Below are 22554 nucleotides of genomic sequence, written 5' to 3'. Positions count from 1 at the left end.
CTGTTTTTGATACACCTGCTTGTAATTGCTTTTCAATAAAAAAGCGTTCTTCGTAAGATAAGTGTTTGTTTGTACGTAATGATGTGTTATGATTAATAGAGTCCATAGTGATATCGATACCTCGTGTAAAAGATTTGGTTTAGCGACATTAATCATAACACAAATCGGTATTCACTATGGATTTTTTATATGTTCAATTTCAGTTTACAATTAACCATCAAAAAAGCAGTTATAAAGTAAAAACTTTATAACTGCTTTAGCATATACCTATTAAATTTTATCTATAAAAATATTAGAGCTCTTTAACAAATTCTCGGCACTTGGTCCTCGCCCAACTGATCAAGCAACCTCACGCCGCCCAGCGCTGTTTTAAGGCCTACTTTACCGGCATTGGTACCCAGTACCTCACCGATGCAAGCGGCTTCACGGCCATATTCGTTAGCATGCAAGATTTCAAGCACTGTATCGGCCACATCGGCTTCAACAACGAATACAGCTTTACCTTCATTAGCCAAATAAAGCGGATCGTACCCTAAAATACTGCACACGGACTGCACTTCATCATGAATCGGTAAGGCATGTTCATCCACACGGATACCCACGTTAGCTTGACCGGCAATTTCATAGAGTGTCGTAGCCAAACCGCCGCGAGTCGGGTCGCGCATAACGGCCACTTTATTGCCCACTGCCTCAAGTACAGCCATAACCATATGATTGAGCGGCGCACAGTCGGTTTTAATCGTCGGTGGCAGTGCCAATTCATAACGACTGCCCATAACGGCAATGGCGTGGTCACCGAACGAGCCGGATACAATAATCTTCATGCCCGGCTGCACACGCGTCGGATCGATATTAATGCCGTCCGGAATTATCCCCACACCGGCTGTGTTGATATATAGCCCGTCCACGGCACCTTTTTCAACGACCTTCATATCACCGGTCACAATGGAAACACCTGCTTTTTTAGCCATATCGGCCATAGTCGCCAAAACGGTATCCAATGTTTTAAGAGGCAACCCTTCTTCCAAGATAAGGCCGCAACTCAGATATAAAGGCTTAGCCCCGTTCATGGCCAAATCGTTAACCGTACCGCACACGGCCAATTTACCGATGTTGCCACCGGGGAAAAACTGCGGTGTTACCACATAGGAATCGGTGGTAAATGCCATGCGTCCGGCGGGCACCTCGAATTGAGCACCGTCATGTAATTTTGCCAATGCTTCGTTTTTAAAATGAGGCATAATATATTTTTCCATCAGTTCATGGCTGAATCGGCCGCCATTACCATGAACCAAACGTATTGTTTCATCCATAAATTACTCCTTCGCTGAGGAATTTTTTATTCTTCCCAAGTCATACCGCCGCTGGCACGACCGTATTTATACCAAGCCGCACAGCTGCCTTCTACGGACACCATGCACGCGCCCACCGGATGATCGGCCGTACATAATTTACCGAATAAACCGCATTCATCGGGACGAATTAAGCCTTGCAACACGCGGCCGCATTGACAGCCTTTCGGTACACCGCCGCTTTCAATCGGCCCCAGTAGAATCATGCGTTCCGCATCAAAAGCAGCATATTCACCTTTTAAGCGCAAACCGGACTTCGGAATCACACCGATACCGCGCCAGGTATCATCAATCACTTCATAAAGTTCATCCATCAGCTTCACAGCCACCGGATTCCCTTTTTTAGCGACTACCGACTTATATTGATTGCCCACATAGTACTGGCCGCTCTTGCGCTGCGCCAATAAATCGCGTACAGCCGCTAAGATTTCAAGGCCGTCAAAACCGGCAATACAGGACGGCATATGGCATTCCGTCGGAATAAAACTGTACGGTTCTTCGCCGATAATAACACTTACATGGCCCGGTAAAATAAAGCCGTCAAGATGCCCTTCTTTTTGATTAGCCAACGCCCGAAGAGCGGGCGGTACCAATTTATGAGATACCAAGAAGAACACGTTCTTAAGACCGGACATAGCTACCGCCTTAACAGCCGCCGCAATAACGGCAATGGTCGTTTCAAAACCGATAGCTAAAAATACGATTTTTTTATCCGGATTGGCTTTACCTAGTTCAATAATTTCCAAAGGACTGTAGATAATGTGGATATGGGCACCGGCACTCTTCGCTTCCCACAGATTACTGTGCGTGCCCGGAACTTTGAGCATATCCCCAAAAGTGGCCACAATCACATCATCCATGGCCGCATAGGCCAACGCTTTATCCATATATACCTGGTCGGTTACACATACGGGACAGCCCGGCCCGCTGACGAGCTCGATACCGTCCGGCAACAATTGGCGAATCCCTTCGCGGAAAATCGCCACTGTATGAGTACCGCACACTTCCATGAACCGAACTTGTTCGCCCGGCGTATGAAGCGCTTTTATTTCTTCCAACAGTTCATTAGCGACCTGCGTTTTTTCCTGCAAAGTAATTTTCTTCAAGTTCTTCCAACTCCTTAAAGGCTTCCATTGTTGCATTAGCCTCTTCTTCATCTACGATTTGGACGGCGCAACCGGCATGAACCAGTACGTAATCGCCAACCTTGGCTTCCGGTACCAACATGAGATTGACATCCCTGGTTACCCCCGTAAGCTCAATCGTGCCGATAAATTCATTTACTTTTATTAATTGAGCAGGTACTGCTAAACACATAGTATTTCCTCCTAACTTTCAAACGGAGTTTTAATAACTTCTTTGATCAAAACTGCTTGCTGCCGACAAAATATATGGCTCCATATATTTACGGTTTTATTTATGGTTTTATTAACGGTTTTATTCACGGTTTTCAGAACAAGCTTACAAGTCAGCCAACTTCCGGTGACCCAGCCATAATTGTCCCAAAGCCAAACCGCCGTCATTAGGCGGCACTTGACGCGGCAACAGCATAACTTGATCGTGATTTATACTCATCATTTCTTCGATAAGGCGTCTATTTTGAAAAACGCCACCGCAAAGAATAACTTGCTTAATGTTATATTGGGTGCACAAATGCTCCATCGTTTCCGTAATGCCATAGGCTAAGGTGCGATGGAATGACGCCGCCAAGACACGTTTAGAAATACCATCGCCCAAATGGCCGATAATATCCTGAACCAACGGTTTAAAATCAAGGATTTTGCCGTCAAAAATAAATTCCTTAATTTTGCCCCGCTCACCATAGGCTAATTGTTCAAGGCTCATGGCAATCTGACCGTCAAAGGTATGCTCGTTACCAAGGCCCAACAAGCAACCCACGGCATCGAATAAACGGCCCGCACTGCTGGCGTCAACCATAAGCATATTGTTTTTCATCATAAAATCCAACAATTCCCAATTATCCGGCAGTTGATTGAACCACGGTTCAAGCCAAGCCGGTGTATCATCGCCGAATTTATCGCGTACATACCAAAGCGCCTGACGCCACGGTTCTTTGACGGCCGCTTCACCGCCCGGTAACGGGGCCGTATGAATATGAGCCAAACGCTGCATGGAATGGCCTTGACAGAGTAAAAACTCACCGCCCCATATAGTGCCGTCTAAGCCATAGCCGGTGCCATCGAAACAGATACCCAACACGGGCTCCGAATCCAGCCCGTATTCAGCCATAACCGCCGCTACATGAGCATGGTGATGTTGCACCTGAATAAACAGAATATTGTGCTCTTCACTATAAGTTTTGCCATATTGGGAAGAGAAATACTGCGGATGATAATCGGCCACTACCGCTTCCGGCGTAAGGCCGAATAAATCTTTATACCGATCGATAGTCCAAACCAGACTGTCGTTCATGGCCATGTTCGCCAAATCACCGATATGAGGACCCATAAGGACTGCCTCGTTACGATTCATGGCAAACGCATTCTTTAGGTCGCCACCCATGGCAAGTACCGTCTTTTTACCTTCATTCGGTAACCGAACTTTAAAAGACGTAGGCACATAGCCACGACTGCGACGGATTAGCAAGGTTTCACCCTTAACAACTTCCACCACCGAGTCATCAACGGATGCCACGATGCGACGATTATGTACGAGAAAATAATCCGCCACATGTTTCAACTTAAGAACGGCTTCCTCATCCTTAAAAATCACCGGTTCGCCGCTGCGATTACCGCTGGTCATGACCCATACGGCGCCGGCCGGCAGCCAAACTTCATGGACCGGCGCATAAGGAAGCATAATTCCCACATAGTGATTATTAGGCGCTACCGCCTGCCACGCCACTTTAGCATCGCTCCGTTGCGGTACTAATACTATAGGCCGCGCCGGCGATTGTAAGAGTGCTTCTTCTTCCGGCGTAATATGGGCAATTTCTTTAGCCGTTGCCAAGGAATCCACCATAACCGCTAAGGGTTTATGCGGCCGTTGTTTGCGCTCTCTAAGAGTCATAACGGCCTTCTCATTCGTGGCGTCACACACCAAGTGATAACCACCTACCCCTTTGAAGGCAATAATATGACCGGTCATGACGTAGTCACGGCCCAAAGTGAGCGGATCCAAATCCGGAGAAGTTGCTTCTAATTCACCGTTATTCACTTCATACAATGTATATTGCGGGCCACATACGGGGCATGCATTCGGTTCTGCATGATAACGGCGATTGTCTTCCGACTCATATTCGTTCTTACAAGCCGGACAAAGAGGAAACTCCTTCATTGATGTAAACTTACGGTCATACGGCACTGTCTCTACAATGGTGTAACGAGGTCCGCAATGGGTACAGTTAATAAAGCCGTAATGAAAACGGCGATTCATCGGATCGTGCAGTTCCCTTCGGCACGCCTCACACGGAGCTGTATCGGCGCCGATAAACGTAGCCGGTTGTTTCCCCGCAGGCGAAGGCGCAATGACAAATAGGCTGTCCTCTTTTAAAGGAATCTCATATGCCTTAACCGTATCAATGCGTGCTATAGGTCCCTTACGCTCTTTTACGGCGTCAACAAATTTTGCCAACGCCTTTTCCGTACCCTGCACTTCTACATAAACACCGGCATCGTCATTATAAACAAAACCCGTTAATCCCAGTTCTCGTGCTACAACCGCAATCAGGGGCCGAAAACCGACCCCCTGTACTATCCCTGTAAATCGTATACCTTGTCGCTTCATAAATAGTTCCTTTACTATATACTATTTGCTTACTTGTTATACGGTATTTAGTTTTACATCCAATTGTGCTGTTTGCGTTCCTGGAAGGCCGAATCCTCCTTCGGCTCAATCCCTTGTTCACGCAATTCATCAAGCTCAGCCTGGATCATAATGGCGCATTCAATGCGTTTTTTCTGTAATTCACAACCTAAAGCATATGGTTCATGAATAGTCCCTGTAAAGGTTTCATTATTGGCATGGCAACCGCCGGAGCAGAAGAATTTAGCCCAGCAAGCGGCACATGTCGGCTTCGTAAATACATGAGTATTGCGGAATTCACGAGGAATATCAAAGTTCTTAAGACCTTCGTACACATTCCCCAATACATAGCCGTCACGACCGACAAACTGATGGCATGGGTAAATATCACCGTTCGGTACGATGGCCATGTATTCATGACCGGCACCGCAACCGCGCAAGCGTTTAGCCATACATGGGCCGCGATATAAGTCCATGCGGAAGTGGAAGAAGTTGAACTTCTCACCCCAACCTGCTTTTTGACGTTCCAAATACAAATCAGCAAGCTTTTCGTATTCTTTCATCAAAGTCGGTAAATCTTCTTCACGAAGTACATAGTCTCCTTCTTTACCAACTACCGGTTCCATGGATAAATGTTCAAAACCGAGGTCGGACATAGCAATTACGTCCTTGGTAAAATCAAGGTTATTATGTGTATAGGTACCGCGTGCATAGTATTCAAGACCATGACGCTGTTTAACCGCGTTAATCAAGTTTTTGGCAACAGTTTTATACGTATCCGTACCGCCGGCACTCGGACGCATGTGATTATGCACTTCTTCACGACCGTCGATGGATAAGACCATGCTCAATTTATGTTCGTTGAGGTAATCGATTTTCTCCTGAGTCAACAACACACCGTTAGTGGTCATGGTCATTTTGAAAATCTTATTGTGCTCAGCGCCTACTTTTTCAGCATATTCGATGGTCTGCTTAACGACTTCCCAGTTCATCAATGGTTCACCGCCAAAGAAATCTATTTCCAAATGTTGACGAGGACCACTCATAGAGATTAAGAAATCAACGGCACGTTTGGCCACATCAAAACTCATGAGTTCACGTTTTACCCCGCCGTAATCGCCCTGGCTGGCAAAGCAGTAACGGCAAGCCAAGTTGCAGTCGTGAGCAATGTTAAGGCATAATGCTTTAACAATCGGTTTTTCAGCAGCCACCAATTTGAAATCTTCAGACATTGGTGCATAAAGCATTTCATCTTTAATCAAAGCATCCAATTCGTCTAATAATTCATTGATTTCTTCCGGTGATTCAACCCCGTCAAAAGCCTGATGAACCGCATCACGATTCGTGCCGTCATAAATGTCGAGCACTTTATCGGTAAATTCGTCAATCACGTGAATAATACCGCTATTTACATCAAGACAGAAATACTTATCCTTCATCTTGAATTTGTGAATCATTGGTTTTAATTCTAACATGGTACCTCCATATATTTAATAGTTACTACTACTTTTATATTATACATCATTTATCTACTTTTAGCTTAAAAAAAAGGTTCTACCATATATGAAATAATGACATACAAGACCTTTCAAAAATTCTGATTTATTATTTTTGCATACCTTGGGTTATTTTAAATATGCCTTGGGTTGTTTTAAATATAGCTTGAATTACTTTAAATTATAAAAATAAAATAAGACCCAATCACTATCACATAATGATTGGATCTTATTGGGTCATTGACGTATCAAAACAGATAAGAAATCTTATTTCTGTTTGCAAACCTGGTTGCCTACAGTGCAGCTTGTTTTGCAAGCGGACTGGCAAGAAGTCTGGCATTCGCCGCAGCCACCGGTTTTAGCAGTTTTCTGTAAAGATTCAGTGTTGATTGTACGAATTCGTTTTGCCATGGTGTTCAACCTCCTCAAAATACTACTATACGTTACACTTATTTTAACATAGTAACGCGGTAATCGGCAATACTTCAGTCAATGCGAAATATCAATACCCCATATGTGGTTGAGAAATACGTTGATAACTCTCTTTTCTTTTCAGCCGCAAGAAGTACTATAAACCACCTAAAACAACCTTTGATATTTTTATAAAATGAATATTATTAAGCACCTAACGCTGTTTTCAGTACCTTCAAATTATCTTCCATTATGGATAAGTACGTAGCCCCTGCTTTCATTTGTTCTTCCGTAAGGCCTTCTACCGGATTTAACATATACACCTTAGCGCCCGTTTCTTTGGCAATAGCCTCGGCGAGTTTTGGATTAACCAATTCCTCACTGAAGATGGCCTTTACTTTATGAGCTTTGACAAAACTGATAATCGACGCTATCCGTTCCGGTGTCGGTTCCGCATCCGGCGCTACCCCCATGATTCCCAATTGGGTAAAACCATAGCGATTGGCCAAATAGCCGAAGGCCTCATGAGTTACGACCAGCTCTTTATTTGGAATCGTTGCTGCAAATGCCCGGTACTGTGCATCTAAAGCTGTCAATTTTTCTTTATACGCTTTGCCATTGGCTTCATAATAGTCTTTGTTGGTCGGATCGGCTTCACTAAAGGCCGCCACTACGGCGTCCACTTCTTTAGCTACATTCATCGGATTGAGCCAAATATGAGGGTCCACCGTACCATGATGATGGTCATGACCGTCATCGTCATGATGTGCTGCATCGGTATGATGATCGTGATCATGGGCAACTTCCGTTTCATTATCAAGCTCTACGGTTTTAATCGGCATGAGCTCAACCGACTTTGCCAACTCCACCGGTTTAGCCTCTTTTAAAATATCCGGAGCCAATAATTTTTCACTTGGTTCCAAACCGGCGCCGTTATAAATAAATACTTTCGCCTGTCCCACTGCCTTCAAATCTTTTACGGTTGGTTCCCAATCATGAGGTTCTGTGCCCGGCGGCACCAATAAAGTTACATTCACCTTGTCGCCACCGACTTGCTTTGCTATATCATAGGCAGGATAAACCGTCGCCACTACAGGTAAGCCCCCTTTGCCGGCATCACCGGTGCTATCACCCAGACCACAGCCTCCCAGTATGGCGGCGCCCGCTACCAAAACGGTAGTCAACACAGCTGTAAGACGCCATTTGCGCCAATTCATTTGAATATTCATTTCATCGCCTCTCTTTCATCAATATCTATTCATATATCAATATATACATTCAAAAAGCCCCGACATGACGTCGAGGCTAATGGTTTAACATATTATTTATCTGTTTTAAGTTTAGCCCTGAGCGCCATGACTACCGGCGTACCTACTACCACAGCCGCCAATGCTTCAAGCGGTCCGTGGAATACGGCTACACCAATTACAATATTTGCCACATGGTCTACAGGAAACCCTTTAGCTGCTGCATATGGTTCTGCATAGATAAGGTAAATCAAGCCCATTACCATTACGGTATGCACGATAGTGCCTACGAATAAAGCAAGCATAACACGCCATACCGGTCTTTGAATCGGCAAATAACGATATACATAGTAAGCAATAGGTCCGATTAACATACGTGGTAATATGGAAATAATCGGGTTTAAAAATACAAAAGACATAATGTTTGGTTGTACCATGTTTTGAACCAAACTGTAAGACCCGAAAATGAAACCGATAACCATACCGATTTTAGGACCTTCTAAAAGTGCGCCGATTAAAGTCGGAATATGCAAAATAGTCGCATAAATCGGTGGAATCGGAATAAATCCTAACCCGCTGACCCCCAGTACTACGGTTAATGCGGACAACAAACCGATAACAGTTAATTGTCGCAAGCTGAATCGCTGACGCGGATACGGACTTTTCGTATCCATATTATCTTTTTCCATGTAAAAAATCCTCCGTTCTCATTCCTATTCGGATATAAGTCGAATACATATTTAATTCTAAAGCCTCAATTTTTCAAAAAAGCCGATGCTGAAAATTGCACAAAAACTATTATACCATATAGCAGTACATAGTACGACATATTATATAATGTGCCGTACAGGCTATTTCGCCTGTCTTTTCAAAATAAAATCTTCTAAAAGTAAACCTAGACCAACAGACATGCCAAGTACAATGAATTCAAGCAAGCCCGGGGTGATGTACACCAACCAATTGCCTTGGAATACCGGCATCAGGAAGTATAACAATTCCATAAAGAAGTCCGGCTTCCAGCCATACATCAAGTGGCCGTTGATTGCAAGCCATACCAAGGCGGTTACCATAATACGAGCCAAGCGAAGGCCTTGTTTTTGCCCCATGCGAGGATGCAAATAGATGGCAATAACACCCATGGTCCAAATTACAAAACCATAGAGCCAAAGTTGTAAAAAGGTAAATACTTGCGGGCTGAGTTGCGCTGCCAATATTGGATCGGGCACATTTAAGAATAGCACATCCCCTAATAAAAGCATCGGTACCGGCAAGGAATAGACAGCCATATCCAAAGAATCATCGAACCAGCGATTAAACCGTGGTCGCTCCGCAAAAAGTGTCAAAATAACGGCCACAATAGTCATGGCCAATAGACAGACCGTAAATACCACAACCCAGCCAAGCATAATCATACCCATGCTGCCAGATGCAATGGCATAAGGAATAACACTGTCACCTAAGAAGAAAAAGGTTAAGCACCAAATCCAACTATACGCATATAAACTGTTACGCCACGGATAGGTCAAAAATTGTTGCAACTTATCTTGACGGCGCAACACCATAGGCGTCAAGAATGAAAGTACTAAGAAAGCCACCATGCCCAAGGACACACCTTGTAATGCCAATATAATCATAGTCACCGGCAATACGATAGCAAGATTTAAAACAAACATGCGCAATACATTTTTTATCATTTAGCGGCCCTCCCTCTTACGAGTGAATTTAGTATATAACCGGCCGTCAACGAAAGCGAAACCTGAATATACATAACAATTACAAAGGCTATATCACGACCAAAGCTCGGCAAGCCCCAAAGGAATGAAAAATCGCCTACAAAAAAGGTCTGATACGTGGCCAGCTGAACGATGCCCCAGCCCAATATATAGAAAATACGGCCCACTCGCTTTTCTTCCGGACCGAAACCACTTCGCTTCGAAGATAAATACGCCACCGGTACCAATAATGACAACACAAAATAACTGACAAGCGCCACCATGGCACTGGACCCGTTATGAATAGTGTAGGCACCTAAGGGTACTAATATGATGAAAAAACTCATATATAGCGTGCGTCCTAAAATATCCGCAAGGACTTTCATACTAAAAACCTCCTACATCCTTATCTTAACAGTATAATTTTACTATAGGACGCCTTAAAACTGCTTATAAATACCTTAGTTTCACTTACGCTACAACACGAGCCGTCGTTTCAATTACCGAATCATCATCTTCAGATTTAGCCGGTAACAATGGCGTCATACTGCGTAAACCAATACCTAATGTAAACAGATTATGCATCCATGCCGTCGTGCTTGGTGTCAATACCTGGAATAAACCAAGACCTACCAAAGCGCCGTTAACACCGACAATGGAGTTGTAATTAAATTGAATACGATCCATCAATTGCATAGCAATGCGACGTAAATCTACAAGACTGGAAAGATTATCGGAGGAAACCGTAACATTGGCGATTTTCTGAGCAATCGGTGCCCCTTCATTCATCGCAACGCCTACATGGGCTTCCGACAAGGCCGGCGAATCATTGATACCGTCGCCAACCATCATAACCGTATACCCTTCTTCTTTAGCTTTCTTCACATAAGCCGCTTTATCGCCCGGCAATACTTCCGCATGTACTTCGTCGATACCAATCTCACGTGCAACGCGTTCTGCATTGCGTTTGCTGTCACCGGTCATCATAACGACTTTTTTAATCCCCAATTCGTGAAGTTCTTTGACAACTTGTTTTGCTTCTTCACGTACCGGATCTTTAATGCAAAGAACCGCAGCCAAACGGCCACTGATGGCTAAGTATAAATGAGAGGAGGAATCCGGCAAATTGTCGAATTTTTCCTGTTCCCCTTCCGGAATAACAACCTTTTCATCATCAAAAATAAAGTGCGCACTGCCGATACGGCATTTGCGATTGCCCACTTTCGAGGCAATACCGTGAGCTACAATATATTCAACCTTAGAGGAGTGTTTTTCCTTATGAGGCAAATTATGCTGTTCCGCTGCATTAACCACGGCTTTTGCCATAGAATGAGGGAAATGTTCTTCCAAACAAGCAGCGAGCATGAGCATATCATCCGGATCATGATCTTCAAAGGTAATAATCTGTTCAAATACCGGTTCTGCTTTAGTTAATGTACCTGTTTTATCAAAAACAACCACATCAGCAGCGGCAATTTGTTCCAAATATTTACCACCTTTAACGGTGATACCACGCTTCGACGCTTCTTCCATGGCAGATAACACAGCCAATGGAATGCTTAATTTTAAAGCACAAGAGAAGTCAACCATCAAGAACGATAAGGCCTTCATCGTATTTCGGGTCAATAAATACGTTAAGATAGTGCCGGCAAAACTGATTGGCACTAATTTATCGGCCATATGGAACGCCTTCTGTTCCATACCGGATTTCATCTGTTCCGATTCTTCGATAAGAGCCACAATTTGTTCATAACGCGATGATTTGGAATTACCGCGAACTTCGATTACACAATGGCCTTCTTCTACGACGGTTCCAGCATATACCGAAGTAGCTTCATCACGGCGAACCGGTTCAGGCTCACCTGTCATTGAACTTTCGTTCACAAGGACAACGCCTTCTACTACTACACCATCCAATGGTACCACTTCACCTTGACGGAGTACCACAAGGTCGCCTTCGGCAACTTCGGATACGGGACGACTCACTTCAACACCATCCACTTTAACCCAAACTTTATCCACATTGAGGGACATGCTTTCGGCTAAATTCAGGACAGATTTACGGAGTGTCCATTCTTCCAAGGTTTCACCAATACCCAAGAGGTACATAACGGCGCCTGCCGTGGATACGTCACCACGTAACAAGGATACGGTAATCGCTACGCCATCCAATACTTCTACAGTTAATTTGCGATGCCATAACATAGTTACCGCTTTTTTCGCAAATTTTAAAGCATTAAACCAAGACCACACCATATTGATTGGTGCCGGTAACAATAACTTTTTACCTAAATACATGAGAGTCTGACTAATCATGGACTCTTTGTATTGTTTATTGACAAGTCGCGGTGAATATTCCGTCAATGCCGGTGCATCTTCGAAATTCAAATCATTAAGTGCCACCAATGCATCACGAACAGCTATTTCATCCCCTGTATGGTGGATAATAATGTCACGTGAACGCGTAAAAAACTGAGCTTTTTCAATCGCCGGATTCTGCAGCAACACTGATTCTACATAGGCAGCTTCTGCATCATCAAACAACCGTCCGGTGCATCTAACATGAAGACGTTTCGATAATCTTTGAATAACCGAAAACTTCAACATATTAATTATTCACCCTTTTCTTCGCCTTGTTCTTCTTCAAACAAAGCTTCTTCTTTACGGCGATTTTCGTTGATTTCCTGAGCATCAGCTAAAATGCTGCCGCTGGAAGCCTGTACTTTTTCAGCAGTCTGCATTACGCTTTCTTTAGCGCGAAGACCTGCTGCTACAACATTGGCATACACTTTCTTAGCATCTTTGCTGGTCAACATTTTAAGACCTACAGTACCAAGAGCCAAACCGGCTGCGAATAAATTAGCGTGTTTTACTTTTTCTTTGTTTATGTTGAACATATAAATCTCACCTTTCCTCTACAATATGTAAGGTGCTGAAATGCTCCTTAAAAAAATAAAATAAGCGCCTATTGCTTTATAAAAATAGCCAAGGTCTACCCGAACCTTGGCTACTTTTGCCGTAAATCCATCGAATACACTGTATTCGTCAGTCATTACCCTTATGAAATCCTATTTGTTGCCTCCACAACCGCAGCCACAACCGGAGGAAGAAATTTCTTTCTTCTTGCCGTTACCGCTACCACCGCAACCGCAACTGCAGCCGCTCTTGCCGCTTAAGGTCTTATACGCCTTGCGAGCAACAAATAATACAGCGATTAATCCGATAAGATATACTATTAGGTTCTCCATTATCATACACCATCCTTAATCAATAATCAATAGTGATTTGTAAAAAATTTTGAGAAAACATTGATTGGTGTTATATTCTCAACGATTATCAGCAGTCAATTCTCATTTAGGTTTCCATGGGAACAAGCTAATAACTTAACAGAAAAACGCATTTCAGTTTTGATTCATTTAATAAATAACTGTTTTTTTCAATCAATGGAAACCAAGTAAACGACCGCCATTGTAGACGATAAAGGCTGCTACCCAAGCAAGGGCCGTTGAATAAACAACGAAGAAAATTAACCAGCCCCAACCGCCGGCTTCACGTTTGAATACGGCCATAGCCGCAAAACATGGCGGATAAATAAGAACGAACATCATCAAACCAACTGCAACGAGTGGTGTGAATGAAGGGTCCTGACGTAAGTAAACTTGCAATGGCTGTTCATTATCTTCATCAGCCGCAATAGAGTAGATTGTACCTAAGGTACTTACCATAACTTCTTTAGCAGCGAGGGCTGTAACCAAAGATACGCTCATCTTCCAGTCGAAACCAAGCGGTCTCATAACCGGTTCGATAAATTTACCGATAGAAGCTACATAAGAACCTTCCAATTTTTCAGTAGATTCTTTCTGATCGAGATCGCCAATAGCTTCGTCTTTTTCTTGATTATTCAAGTAAATTGCCCAAGCAACCGGGAATGCATCAGCATTGGCAACTTGAAGATCGTGGAAATAATCAGGAACTTCAGGTACAGCATTTGCATCTTCAGCTGTAGCGGCTTCGTCAGTCGCAGCGGCTTCGCCGTTAAGACCTTCATCACCGATTTCTTCTTCCCCTTCTTCAGCGGCAGCTTCGTCTTGTTCTGTCTGAATAGCTGTCATTTCATCAACCATAGCCATAACCGGCGCTTTTTGTTCATCCGTAGCAAGACCATATTGAGCAAAAATAGCATTGTCACGAGCTTCGTACTCTTGGGTTACTTGTTCGCGAGCCGCATCAAAGTCTTGTGACATCGGTACATCTTGCGGATAGGATGCTAAGAACCAAATCAACACGGACGCTGCTAAAATGAAAGTACCTGCTTTTTTAAGATATAAGAAAGCACGTTCCCACATATGCATTAACACACTCTTAAGAGTTGGCATATGGTATGGCGGTAATTCCATTACGAATGGTTCGGATTCGCCCGGGAATAAGAATTTGCGGAAGATTTTAGCCATTACAATCGCCAATACGATACCGGCAAAGTAGATGGCAGCCAATACATTACCACGTTGTGCTACCGGGAAGAATGCCCCGATGAACAAAGTGTATACCGGCAAACGAGCACTACAAGTCATGAATTGAGAAACAAGAATCGTAATCATTCGATCGCGGTTATTATCCAAGATACGAGCACCCATAATAGTAGGAATACTACAACCATAACCCATAAGGAGGGGAATGAAGGATTTCCCGTGTAAACCGCAGGCACGCATGATACGGTCCATTACGAAGGCCGCACGTGCCATATAGCCCGTATCTTCCAGGAACGCAATGCCTAAGAATAAGAGTACGATAAGCGGTACGAAACTCATTACCGCACCAACACCAGCGATGATACCGTCAACCACCAAGGAATTCAATTGACCTTCCGGAATTACCGCACCGGCCCAGTCGCCAAGGGCCGTAAAAGCATCTTCAATCCATCCCTGTGGATACGCACCGATCGTATTAACGAGGTTAAATAAGAGCCACATTACGAATACGAAAATCGGTAAGCCCCAAATACGATGGGTAAGCACTTTATCGATACGGTCGGAACGGGTTTCGATTTCTTTAGGTGTACCTTTTATAGCATTATTATAAGTAGCAACGGCAAAGCTATGACGGAATTCTTGGAAAATAATTTCTAAATCAACTTTGTCTTTAAGCTCTTCGCGCCACTGTTCTGCTTTTGCCAAAACCGCTTCGGTACGTTCAAAGGCTTTTACTTTTTTAATTACATCAGGATCGGCTTCCAATAATTTAATAGCTACCCAACGCAATGGATATGTAATGGTATCTGCTTTCTCGAGTTCATTAACAATATCTTTAATAGCCGGTTCAAGTTCAGGACCATAATCAATAGTCGCACTTGTTTTTTTTGCTTCTTTGGCTACATCGATAACAGCTTGTAATAATTCGGTAGTCCCTACATTATTACGACCAACCGTTTCGACGATAGTAGCACCGGTCAATTCACTCAATTTCTTAATGTCAATGTGAACACCCATTTCTTTGGCCACGTCGGACATGTTAAGTGCCATAACCAACGGACGTTCCAATTCCAACAATTGAGCTGCTAAATATAAGTTACGTTCCAAATTAGATGCGTCAATAACATTAACGAGAACATCCGGTTCATCATTAATAATTACGTTACGAGCTACTAATTCATCAAGGGAACGAGCTGTTAAGCTATATGTACCCGGTAAGTCAATAAAGAGTAAATCTTTACCGCTAAAAGTACATTCCCCTTCTTTCTTTTCTACCGTTACACCGGGATAGTTACCAACATGTTGTTTGGCACCGGTAATATTATTAAAAATCGTTGTTTTACCACAGTTCGGATTACCGGCCAGAGCAATTCGGATAGACGTGGTACTTTGGTCACTCATTCTAGGCCTCCTGACTCACTTCAATATCAATAGTTTCTGCTTCGCTGACACGCAACGCTAAATCAAAGTTCTTTACTTTAATTTCAATGGGATCACCCAAAGGTGCGAATTTCATAACACGCACGAAAGTCCCCGGTACGAGGCCCATGTCAACGAGACGGTGTTTGATGTTACCGGAACCGCGCAACTGTTTAATTGTGCCCGCTTCACCGGTTTTCATCGACGCCAATGATTTTATCACTATCTACACCTCCTTGTGGCCGAACCAAACAAACTCATCTTCAAAAATTTGCTTAAGAACTGCACTGAAACTGATAAAAAATTACAATTAAATTATAACATAGTCACTGAAAAAATCAATAACCATTTTCAATATTGAATCTTATGAATGTAGATAGATAATCTTCAATTTTCATTATCATTGCTCATCTTTTCAGTATTTTCTCATGAATAACAGCCTCGCCGTTCTCATTCTCATTTGAAACACCTTCTCTTTTATTATCAATTAGAATCAAACTGCAATTATTATCAAAAGATTATCAATTAAATAACTATTCTCAATGAATTATTAAAATATATATTTCGCAAAAAAAGTATGCGCTTAAGTTCAAATTATCCTAAATATATCGATTCTTTTATATAAATCATCTATATATGATATAATAAAAATAGATTTAGCTAATTTAATATCAATGAATCCTATTTATTTTACAAAATTAACGGTAACAGCTAATTTACAAAGTCCCCCTATTCCCCTCCGGGACTCATCACTCAAAGTATTACGAATTAAAAATAAGGAGACATATATGAAATCATTTCAAACTCTCGGTGTTGTGCCCGAACTCATAGACTCCCTGACCAAACAAGGTATTAAGGAGCCTACCCCGATTCAGGAACAAGCCATTCCCCCTGCCTTTAAGGGCAACGACTTAATTGCTATGGCACAAACCGGTACGGGTAAAACTCTGGCATTCTTGATTCCTGTCTTGCAGCGTATCAACATCGAAGTATTCCAAGAACAAGCACTTATTATTGCCCCAACCCGTGAATTGGTAAAACAGATTGCTGACGAAGCCAAGGCTATCGGCGATATTTTAGGCGTCGATATTCTTCCCCTCATCGGCGGTCGCACTATTGAAGGGCAGCTACAACAATTAGGCCGTCGTCCTCATGTTATCCTCGGCACGCCGGGACGTTTATTAGACCACGCCACACGCGGTTCCCTTCACCTCGATACGGTGCGCCGCGTAGTTCTCGACGAGGCGGACCAGATGCTTCACATGGGCTTTTTGCCGGATGTAGAATCTCTTATTGAAAAAACTAACGCCAACCATCAATTATTACTCTTCTCCGCTACCGTGCCGGATCGCATCCGCAGCCTTGCCAAAACCTATATGAAAAAACCAATGTCCGTAACGGTTAAAGGTAATAACGTAACCTTAGATACTATTGAACAAAAGGTTATCATGGTAAAACCGGAAGAAAAGCTGGACCGTTTAATGGCCCAACTAAGAGAAGACAATCCGTATTTAGCCATTGTTTTCTGTAATAAAAAAGAAGGCGCCATTAAGCTTTCCTACGAATTAACGGCAGCCGGTTTTAACATCGGCGAATTACACGGTGATTTAACACAAGGTCGTCGCACGCAAATTCTGCGTGATTTTGCCCGTGCCCGTACGCAAATCTTGGTGGCTACCGACATTGCGGCCCGTGGTATCGACATTGAAGGCATCAGTCATGTATATAACTATGATGTGCCGCATGATGTAGATTACTACATTCACCGCATCGGCCGTACCGGTCGTGCCGGTACCAACGGCATTGCCATTACCTATGCGACTCAAGCAGACGAAACATGGCTTCGCCGTATCGAGCGGGCGATTGAAGCAACATTGACAAAATACACAACCGACGGTCAGGTGAAAACCAAAGGCCGTGCGCAAGCACCTAAGAAGGCAACGGCATCCAAAAAACCGGCCATCAAATCATCTTACCAAGCTACCAAAGCGAAACGACATAAAGCAACAGGCCATAAAGGGGTTAACACAAGACGCCGTCGCTCTCGCTAATAGGATTTAATGTCCTATAACCCAATTTAATAATACAGTGCCTTTCACTATAAGCACTTACCAGCACATATAAATAAAGGACTACTCTCGTAGACACGCCGTTCGTACTTTGAATAGCATGTTCCTACAAGAGTAGTCCTTTTTTATAAGCAACTTACTTAAAAACAACCGGTTTCCCATCTACATCGGCCACGGTAGTGCGACATTTAGGTTGATTAGCACAAGTCCAACTTGTATTGCCATTACGCACAATGGCTACTAAATAGCCTTCGCCGCAACGTGGGCATTTATATTGCAAGGTCCCTTTTTCCTTAGCCGCCGCCAATGCTTGCGCCACCTGTGGGTCAATAGAATCAGCGCTTCCTCTGCCGAAGCCGGTCGGATTCCCGGTCGGATTTCCGCTCGGAGTTCCGGTCCCATTTCCGTTTAAAGGTCCACCTTGAACTTTACCGGCATTCGAAGGGTTTGTCGTGGCAGGCTTAGTAAAATTACATTTTGGGTAATCGGTACAGCCGTAAAACTCCCCGAATTTACCGTTTCTAAGTCTTAATTTCCCCTTGCCGCAACGCGGACAAGCTTCGAGCTTACTGAGCTCTTCGTCCGACAAAGCTACACCGCCTCGATTAACAGCATTACCGGTTCCGCCTGACGAGCGTTTCACCGTACGCACGGTGCTGACAATATTAAAACCGTCTGTATCGAGACCATCCATATTCATGCCGCTATTTGCCTTGTTAATCAAACTTTTTAAAAATTCAATCTGATCGGTCAAAAAAGAATCCAATGTATCCCGACCTTCGCTGATAGCCGCCAAACGTTCTTCCCAAAGAGCTGTTTCATCGGGATAGAGCATTTCCTTCGGTAAAGCATCCACCAAAGTATACCCCAAAGAGGTAGGCTGAATTACTTTCTTTTTGCCTTTTGCTGACATAAACTTACGTGTAATCAACTCATCAATGATGGTGGCCCTGGTTGCTTCCGTACCGATACCGGATACGGCTTTCAATTGCTTTTTCAAATCCTCATTCTTCACATACTTGTGAATTTCTTTCATCGCCTGCAATAACGTGGCGGCCGTAAAACGGCTAGGCGGTTTAGTCTGCTTCGCATCAATAGCCATATTATCTACATCAATAGAATCGCCTTTTTTTACATTCGGCAGTTCACCGCTCTCTTCAATAGGCTGTTTGCGTTTTTTCCCCGCTTCTTGCGAATCCGCCTCTTCATCACCGGTCAAATCATCCCCATCATTGCCGTCATCTGATGCATTATCATCCTTTTTAGCTTTTTGATACAAAGCCTTCCAGCCTACTACCAAAATAACGCGGCCATGAGCGACAAATTCCTCATCACATTGGGTCACTGTTAAACGAGTTTGCTCGTATTCATGTTCCGGATAAAACTGCGTAATATAGGACTGGGCAATGAGAAAATAAATATTTCGCTCCATGTCCGGCAACGTGGCCATGTTACAAGCCACCGTCGTTGGAATAATAGCATGGTGAGCGGTGATTTTCTTATCGTTCCATGCCCGTGATTTAATAGTTAAATCAGCACCTTGAGCCCATTCGCCGATAACGCCGCTATTTTTACTTAAATTCTGTATTATTGCATGACGATCTTCAAATTGATTTGTCGGTAAGTAATCACAATCCGAACGGGGGTAAGTAGTCAATTTCTTTTCATATAATTTCTGCGCCGTATCGAGCACCTGCTGCGGGTCATAACCATACGCCTTCCCTGCTGCAACCTGCAAGGCCGACAATGATAAAGGCAGACGCTGGGCTTCTTTTTTCTTCGTCTTCTCTCGTTTGGAAATGACGCCTGTCTTGCCATCCATCAAGCGCTTCGCTAATTCTTCGGCTACCGCTTTTTTTATTAAACGACCTTCCGGATCGAGGCCGATTTGATCGTCTTTAGGTTGCCACGTGGCCCAGAAACTGCCGTTCGGATGTTTATATAAAACTTTTAAGGTAAAGTAATCAACGGGCACGAAATTTTCCAGTTCCCGTTCACGGCGAACCACCAAGGCCAGGGTCGGGGTTTTTACACGGCCAATCGGAAAGGTCACCTTATTGCCTTGGCGGCGCTGTTGCAAGGTATAGGCTCGGGATAAATTCATGCCTACAAGCCAATCGGCGCGGGCTCTCGCCAAAGCTGATTGCTGTAAATTATAAAAATCCTTATTATCACGCAAATCATTGAGAGCTGCGCGAATCGACTTTTCATCCAGCGCATTCAGCAAAATACGCTGCACCGGTTTCTTATTATTTACATACACTAAAATCTCATCAATAAGGAGCTGTCCTTCGCGGTCCGGGTCACCGGCGTTAACAATTGTATCCGCATCTTCGATAAGCTTTTTAATAGTCTGAAACTGCTTAGCACTGCTCTTCGTCACCAGCAATTGCCATTCGTCCGGCACTATGGGCAAATCGGCGGCATTCCAACGCTTATAGCGTTCATTATAGTCCCCCGGCTGAGCCTGTTCCAACACATGTCCAAAGGCCCAAGTGACTACATCATCGCCTTGCACAATAAAACCGTCGCGCTTTTGCACACTCTTCTGCTCCGGTAAATATTTACTTATTTCTCGCCCCATACTGGGCTTTTCGGCAATAAATAATCTCATAGGCCCTCCTTTGTCTGTTCTATTATACACTAAACCGGGCGTTCATAAAAGGAACCCACTCATACCGGTGGTGCGGATACGCCCCAATGGTGCTTCTCGTCACCAAACATGCACTCCATGATAACGGTCCACCCCTGGCCCACGCCTATACCGTCATCCCTGTGACTATCTTAAATTTAATAAAATGAATTTAATGACAAAACGCCCGTCATTAGTATATAATTTTAAGGATAGATAATTTGTATGAGGTGACAACATGACATTCTTAGAAGAAGTTAAACGCCGACGCACGTTTGCCATCATTTCGCATCCGGATGCCGGTAAAACTACATTAACTGAAAAACTGCTCCTTTACGGTGGTGCTATTCACTTAGCCGGTTCCGTAAAGTCTCGTAAAACTCAAAAATATGCCGTATCCGACTGGATGGAAATCGAAAAACAACGTGGTATCTCGGTAACGAGTTCCGTGCTTCAATTCGATTATGACGGCTGCCGCGTAAATATCTTGGACACCCCGGGTCACCAAGACTTCTCGGAAGATACCTACCGTACCTTGATGGCCGCAGACAGTGCCGTCATGCTTATCGACGTAGCGAAAGGTGTGGAAGCGCAGACAAAAAAACTCTTTGCTGTATGTAAAGAGCGCGGTATTCCTATTTTCACCTTCGTCAACAAAATTGACCATTTCGGCCGCAATCCCTTTGATTTGATGGAAGAGATTGAAAACTCCTTGGGCATTCGCGCCGTTCCTATGAACTGGCCGGTTGGCATCAACGGTGAATATCAAGGGATTTACGACCGTGAAACTCACACGGTTGACCTTTTCGCCAAAGACGAAACACATGGTCAGCAAAAATTGGCATCTACCAAAGAATCGGTAGACGATCCGGCATTTCGTGAGTTATTGGGCGAAGAAGTGCATCAGTCCTTGATTGATGATATTGAACTCCTCGACGTAGCAGGTGACGAATTCGATTTCGACCGTGTTCGTGCCGGTGAATTAACGCCAATGTTCTTTGGTTCCGCTATGACCAACTTCGGGGTTAAACCATTTTTAGAAAAATTCCTCGCCTTGGCCCCATCCCCGGCTCCTCGCCAGGCCATTGAAGAAACTGTAGAAGCGACTTCCGAAGACTTCTCCGCGTTTGTTTTCAAAATCCAAGCCAACATGAACCCTAACCATCACGACCGCATCGTGTTCATGCGTATTTGCTCCGGTAAGTTTGAAAAAGGCATGTCTGTGTTGCATCGCCAATCGAATAAAAGCATTCGTCTCGCGCAGCCGCAACAGTTCTTGGCTACGGAACGTACGATTATCGACGAAGCCTATCCCGGCGATATTATCGGTGTTTTTGATGCCGGTACTATGGGCGTAGGCGATACTCTTTGTGCCTCTAATCACAAAGTAACCTTCGGCGACTTCCCTGTGTTCCCGCCGGAATTTTTTGCCCGCGTCAGCCCAAAAGATACGATGAAACGTAAACAGTTCCAAAAAGGGATGACTCAATTGGCCCAGGAAGGTGCGGTACAGATTTTTGAACAGCCTCATTCCATGGATTCCTTCATCGTCGGCGCCGTTGGTATGCTTCAGTTTGAAGTATTACAGTATCGTTTGCGCAATGAATACGGTGTTGAACCGATTACCGATTCCCTCCCTTACAGTGTAGCTCGCTGGGTAAAAGAAGATGTAGATATTAAACAGCTTAAAGGTCTTGATAATGCCATGGCGGTTAAAGATAATCGAGGCCGAACCGTTATTTTGATAAGTAATGAGTGGCAAATGGGATGGGTTGTGGAACGAAATCCTGATGTGACGTTCTTAGAGACGCCGGCGCTGAATGAGCATATTTAGTGTTTGCTTTAGGCGGGGAAAAGTTTAAATAGCTAATTTTAAAATAGAGATGCTTTATATTATCCATATATAAATTTTCTCTTGGTAAAAAATAATTAATCGATAATTAAAATAGAGATGGCTCATGCCGAAAAGTGACTGCGCTTCG

18 protein-coding genes are annotated in these 22554 nt (G+C 43.8%); 2 read left to right on the top strand and 16 right to left on the bottom strand.

Annotation, left to right across the window (positions count from 1 at the left end; all coding sequences use genetic code 11):
* Nucleotides 1-302: 302 nt before the first annotated feature.
* The 15 genes from hypE to E7204_RS04250 form a co-directional block, all read right to left on the bottom strand.
* A complete protein-coding gene (hypE, locus tag E7204_RS04320) occupies nucleotides 303-1313 on the bottom strand; it encodes a hydrogenase expression/formation protein HypE (RefSeq protein WP_295181917.1) in 1011 nt (336 codons plus the stop codon).
* A gap of 26 nt (nucleotides 1314-1339) precedes the next feature.
* Nucleotides 1340-2458, bottom strand: coding sequence for a hydrogenase formation protein HypD (gene hypD / locus E7204_RS04315; RefSeq protein ID WP_295181914.1), 1119 nt, complete (start codon nucleotides 2456-2458; stop codon nucleotides 1340-1342).
* Nucleotides 2418-2669 (bottom strand): HypC/HybG/HupF family hydrogenase formation chaperone, encoded by a 252-nt coding sequence (locus E7204_RS04310; RefSeq protein WP_021842409.1) that lies wholly within the window; start codon nucleotides 2667-2669, stop codon nucleotides 2418-2420. Before E7204_RS04310 ends, hypD begins: the two co-directional genes overlap by 41 nt.
* Before the next feature lie 144 nt (nucleotides 2670-2813).
* Nucleotides 2814-5099: a carbamoyltransferase HypF gene (hypF, locus tag E7204_RS04305; protein WP_295181910.1), complete on the bottom strand. Its 2286-nt coding sequence runs from the start codon at nucleotides 5097-5099 to the stop codon at nucleotides 2814-2816.
* Nucleotides 5100-5152: 53 nt separating this feature from the next.
* A complete protein-coding gene (scfB, locus tag E7204_RS04300) occupies nucleotides 5153-6592 on the bottom strand; it encodes a thioether cross-link-forming SCIFF peptide maturase (protein ID WP_295181907.1) in 1440 nt (479 codons plus the stop codon).
* 288 nt (nucleotides 6593-6880) lie between these two features.
* Nucleotides 6881-7024 (bottom strand): six-cysteine ranthipeptide SCIFF, encoded by a 144-nt coding sequence (gene scfA, locus E7204_RS04295; RefSeq protein ID WP_004693318.1) that lies wholly within the window; start codon nucleotides 7022-7024, stop codon nucleotides 6881-6883.
* 206 nt (nucleotides 7025-7230) lie between these two features.
* Complete coding sequence (locus E7204_RS04290; RefSeq protein ID WP_295181895.1) at nucleotides 7231-8253, bottom strand: zinc ABC transporter substrate-binding protein; 1023 nt, start codon at nucleotides 8251-8253, stop codon at nucleotides 7231-7233.
* Between the two features lie 92 nt (nucleotides 8254-8345).
* Nucleotides 8346-8960 carry an ECF transporter S component gene (locus E7204_RS04285; protein ID WP_295181892.1) on the bottom strand — a complete coding sequence of 205 codons (615 nt, stop codon included), beginning with the start codon at nucleotides 8958-8960 and terminating at the stop codon, nucleotides 8346-8348.
* Between the two features lie 162 nt (nucleotides 8961-9122).
* Nucleotides 9123-9965, bottom strand: coding sequence for a hypothetical protein (locus E7204_RS04280; protein ID WP_127059020.1), 843 nt, complete (start codon nucleotides 9963-9965; stop codon nucleotides 9123-9125).
* Nucleotides 9962-10369 carry a hypothetical protein gene (locus E7204_RS04275; RefSeq protein ID WP_295181889.1) on the bottom strand — a complete coding sequence of 136 codons (408 nt, stop codon included), beginning with the start codon at nucleotides 10367-10369 and terminating at the stop codon, nucleotides 9962-9964. The genes E7204_RS04280 and E7204_RS04275 overlap by 4 nt, the downstream gene beginning before the upstream one ends.
* Nucleotides 10370-10454: 85 nt before the next feature.
* Complete coding sequence (locus tag E7204_RS04270) at nucleotides 10455-12590, bottom strand: heavy metal translocating P-type ATPase (RefSeq protein ID WP_295181886.1); 2136 nt, start codon at nucleotides 12588-12590, stop codon at nucleotides 10455-10457.
* Between the two features lie 5 nt (nucleotides 12591-12595).
* A complete protein-coding gene (locus E7204_RS04265; RefSeq protein ID WP_295181884.1) occupies nucleotides 12596-12880 on the bottom strand; it encodes a DUF6110 family protein in 285 nt (94 codons plus the stop codon).
* 171 nt (nucleotides 12881-13051) lie between these two features.
* Complete coding sequence (locus tag E7204_RS04260; RefSeq protein ID WP_127059017.1) at nucleotides 13052-13231, bottom strand: FeoB-associated Cys-rich membrane protein; 180 nt, start codon at nucleotides 13229-13231, stop codon at nucleotides 13052-13054.
* A gap of 192 nt (nucleotides 13232-13423) precedes the next feature.
* A complete protein-coding gene (gene feoB, locus E7204_RS04255) occupies nucleotides 13424-15853 on the bottom strand; it encodes a ferrous iron transport protein B (protein WP_295181880.1) in 2430 nt (809 codons plus the stop codon).
* 1 nt (nucleotide 15854) lies between these two features.
* Nucleotides 15855-16097: a ferrous iron transport protein A gene (locus E7204_RS04250; RefSeq protein WP_127059015.1), complete on the bottom strand. Its 243-nt coding sequence runs from the start codon at nucleotides 16095-16097 to the stop codon at nucleotides 15855-15857.
* Between the two features lie 562 nt (nucleotides 16098-16659).
* Here E7204_RS04250 and E7204_RS04245 point away from each other — a divergent pair.
* Nucleotides 16660-17922, top strand: a complete 1263-nt coding sequence (locus E7204_RS04245; RefSeq protein ID WP_295181877.1) for a DEAD/DEAH box helicase — start codon at nucleotides 16660-16662, stop codon at nucleotides 17920-17922.
* Between the two features lie 154 nt (nucleotides 17923-18076).
* Here E7204_RS04245 and E7204_RS04240 read toward each other — a convergent pair whose 3' ends face one another.
* On the bottom strand, nucleotides 18077-20554 hold the full coding sequence (locus E7204_RS04240) for a DNA topoisomerase 3 (protein WP_295181874.1): 2478 nt from the start codon (nucleotides 20552-20554) through the stop codon (nucleotides 18077-18079).
* A gap of 256 nt (nucleotides 20555-20810) precedes the next feature.
* Between E7204_RS04240 and E7204_RS04235 the strand changes: the two genes are divergently transcribed.
* The gene (locus tag E7204_RS04235) at nucleotides 20811-22406 is read left to right on the top strand and encodes a peptide chain release factor 3 (RefSeq protein ID WP_127059012.1); all 1596 of its coding nucleotides are present in this window, start codon (nucleotides 20811-20813) and stop codon (nucleotides 22404-22406) included.
* The last annotated feature ends 148 nt before the right edge of the window (nucleotides 22407-22554 follow it).

Origin of the sequence: Veillonella sp. (genome assembly GCF_015058545.1) — a bacterium.
Lineage (GTDB): Bacteria > Bacillota > Negativicutes > Veillonellales > Veillonellaceae > Veillonella_A.
The sequence above is the reverse complement of the archived record's forward strand: the minus strand, read 5'-3'. Positions and strand labels throughout refer to the sequence as shown.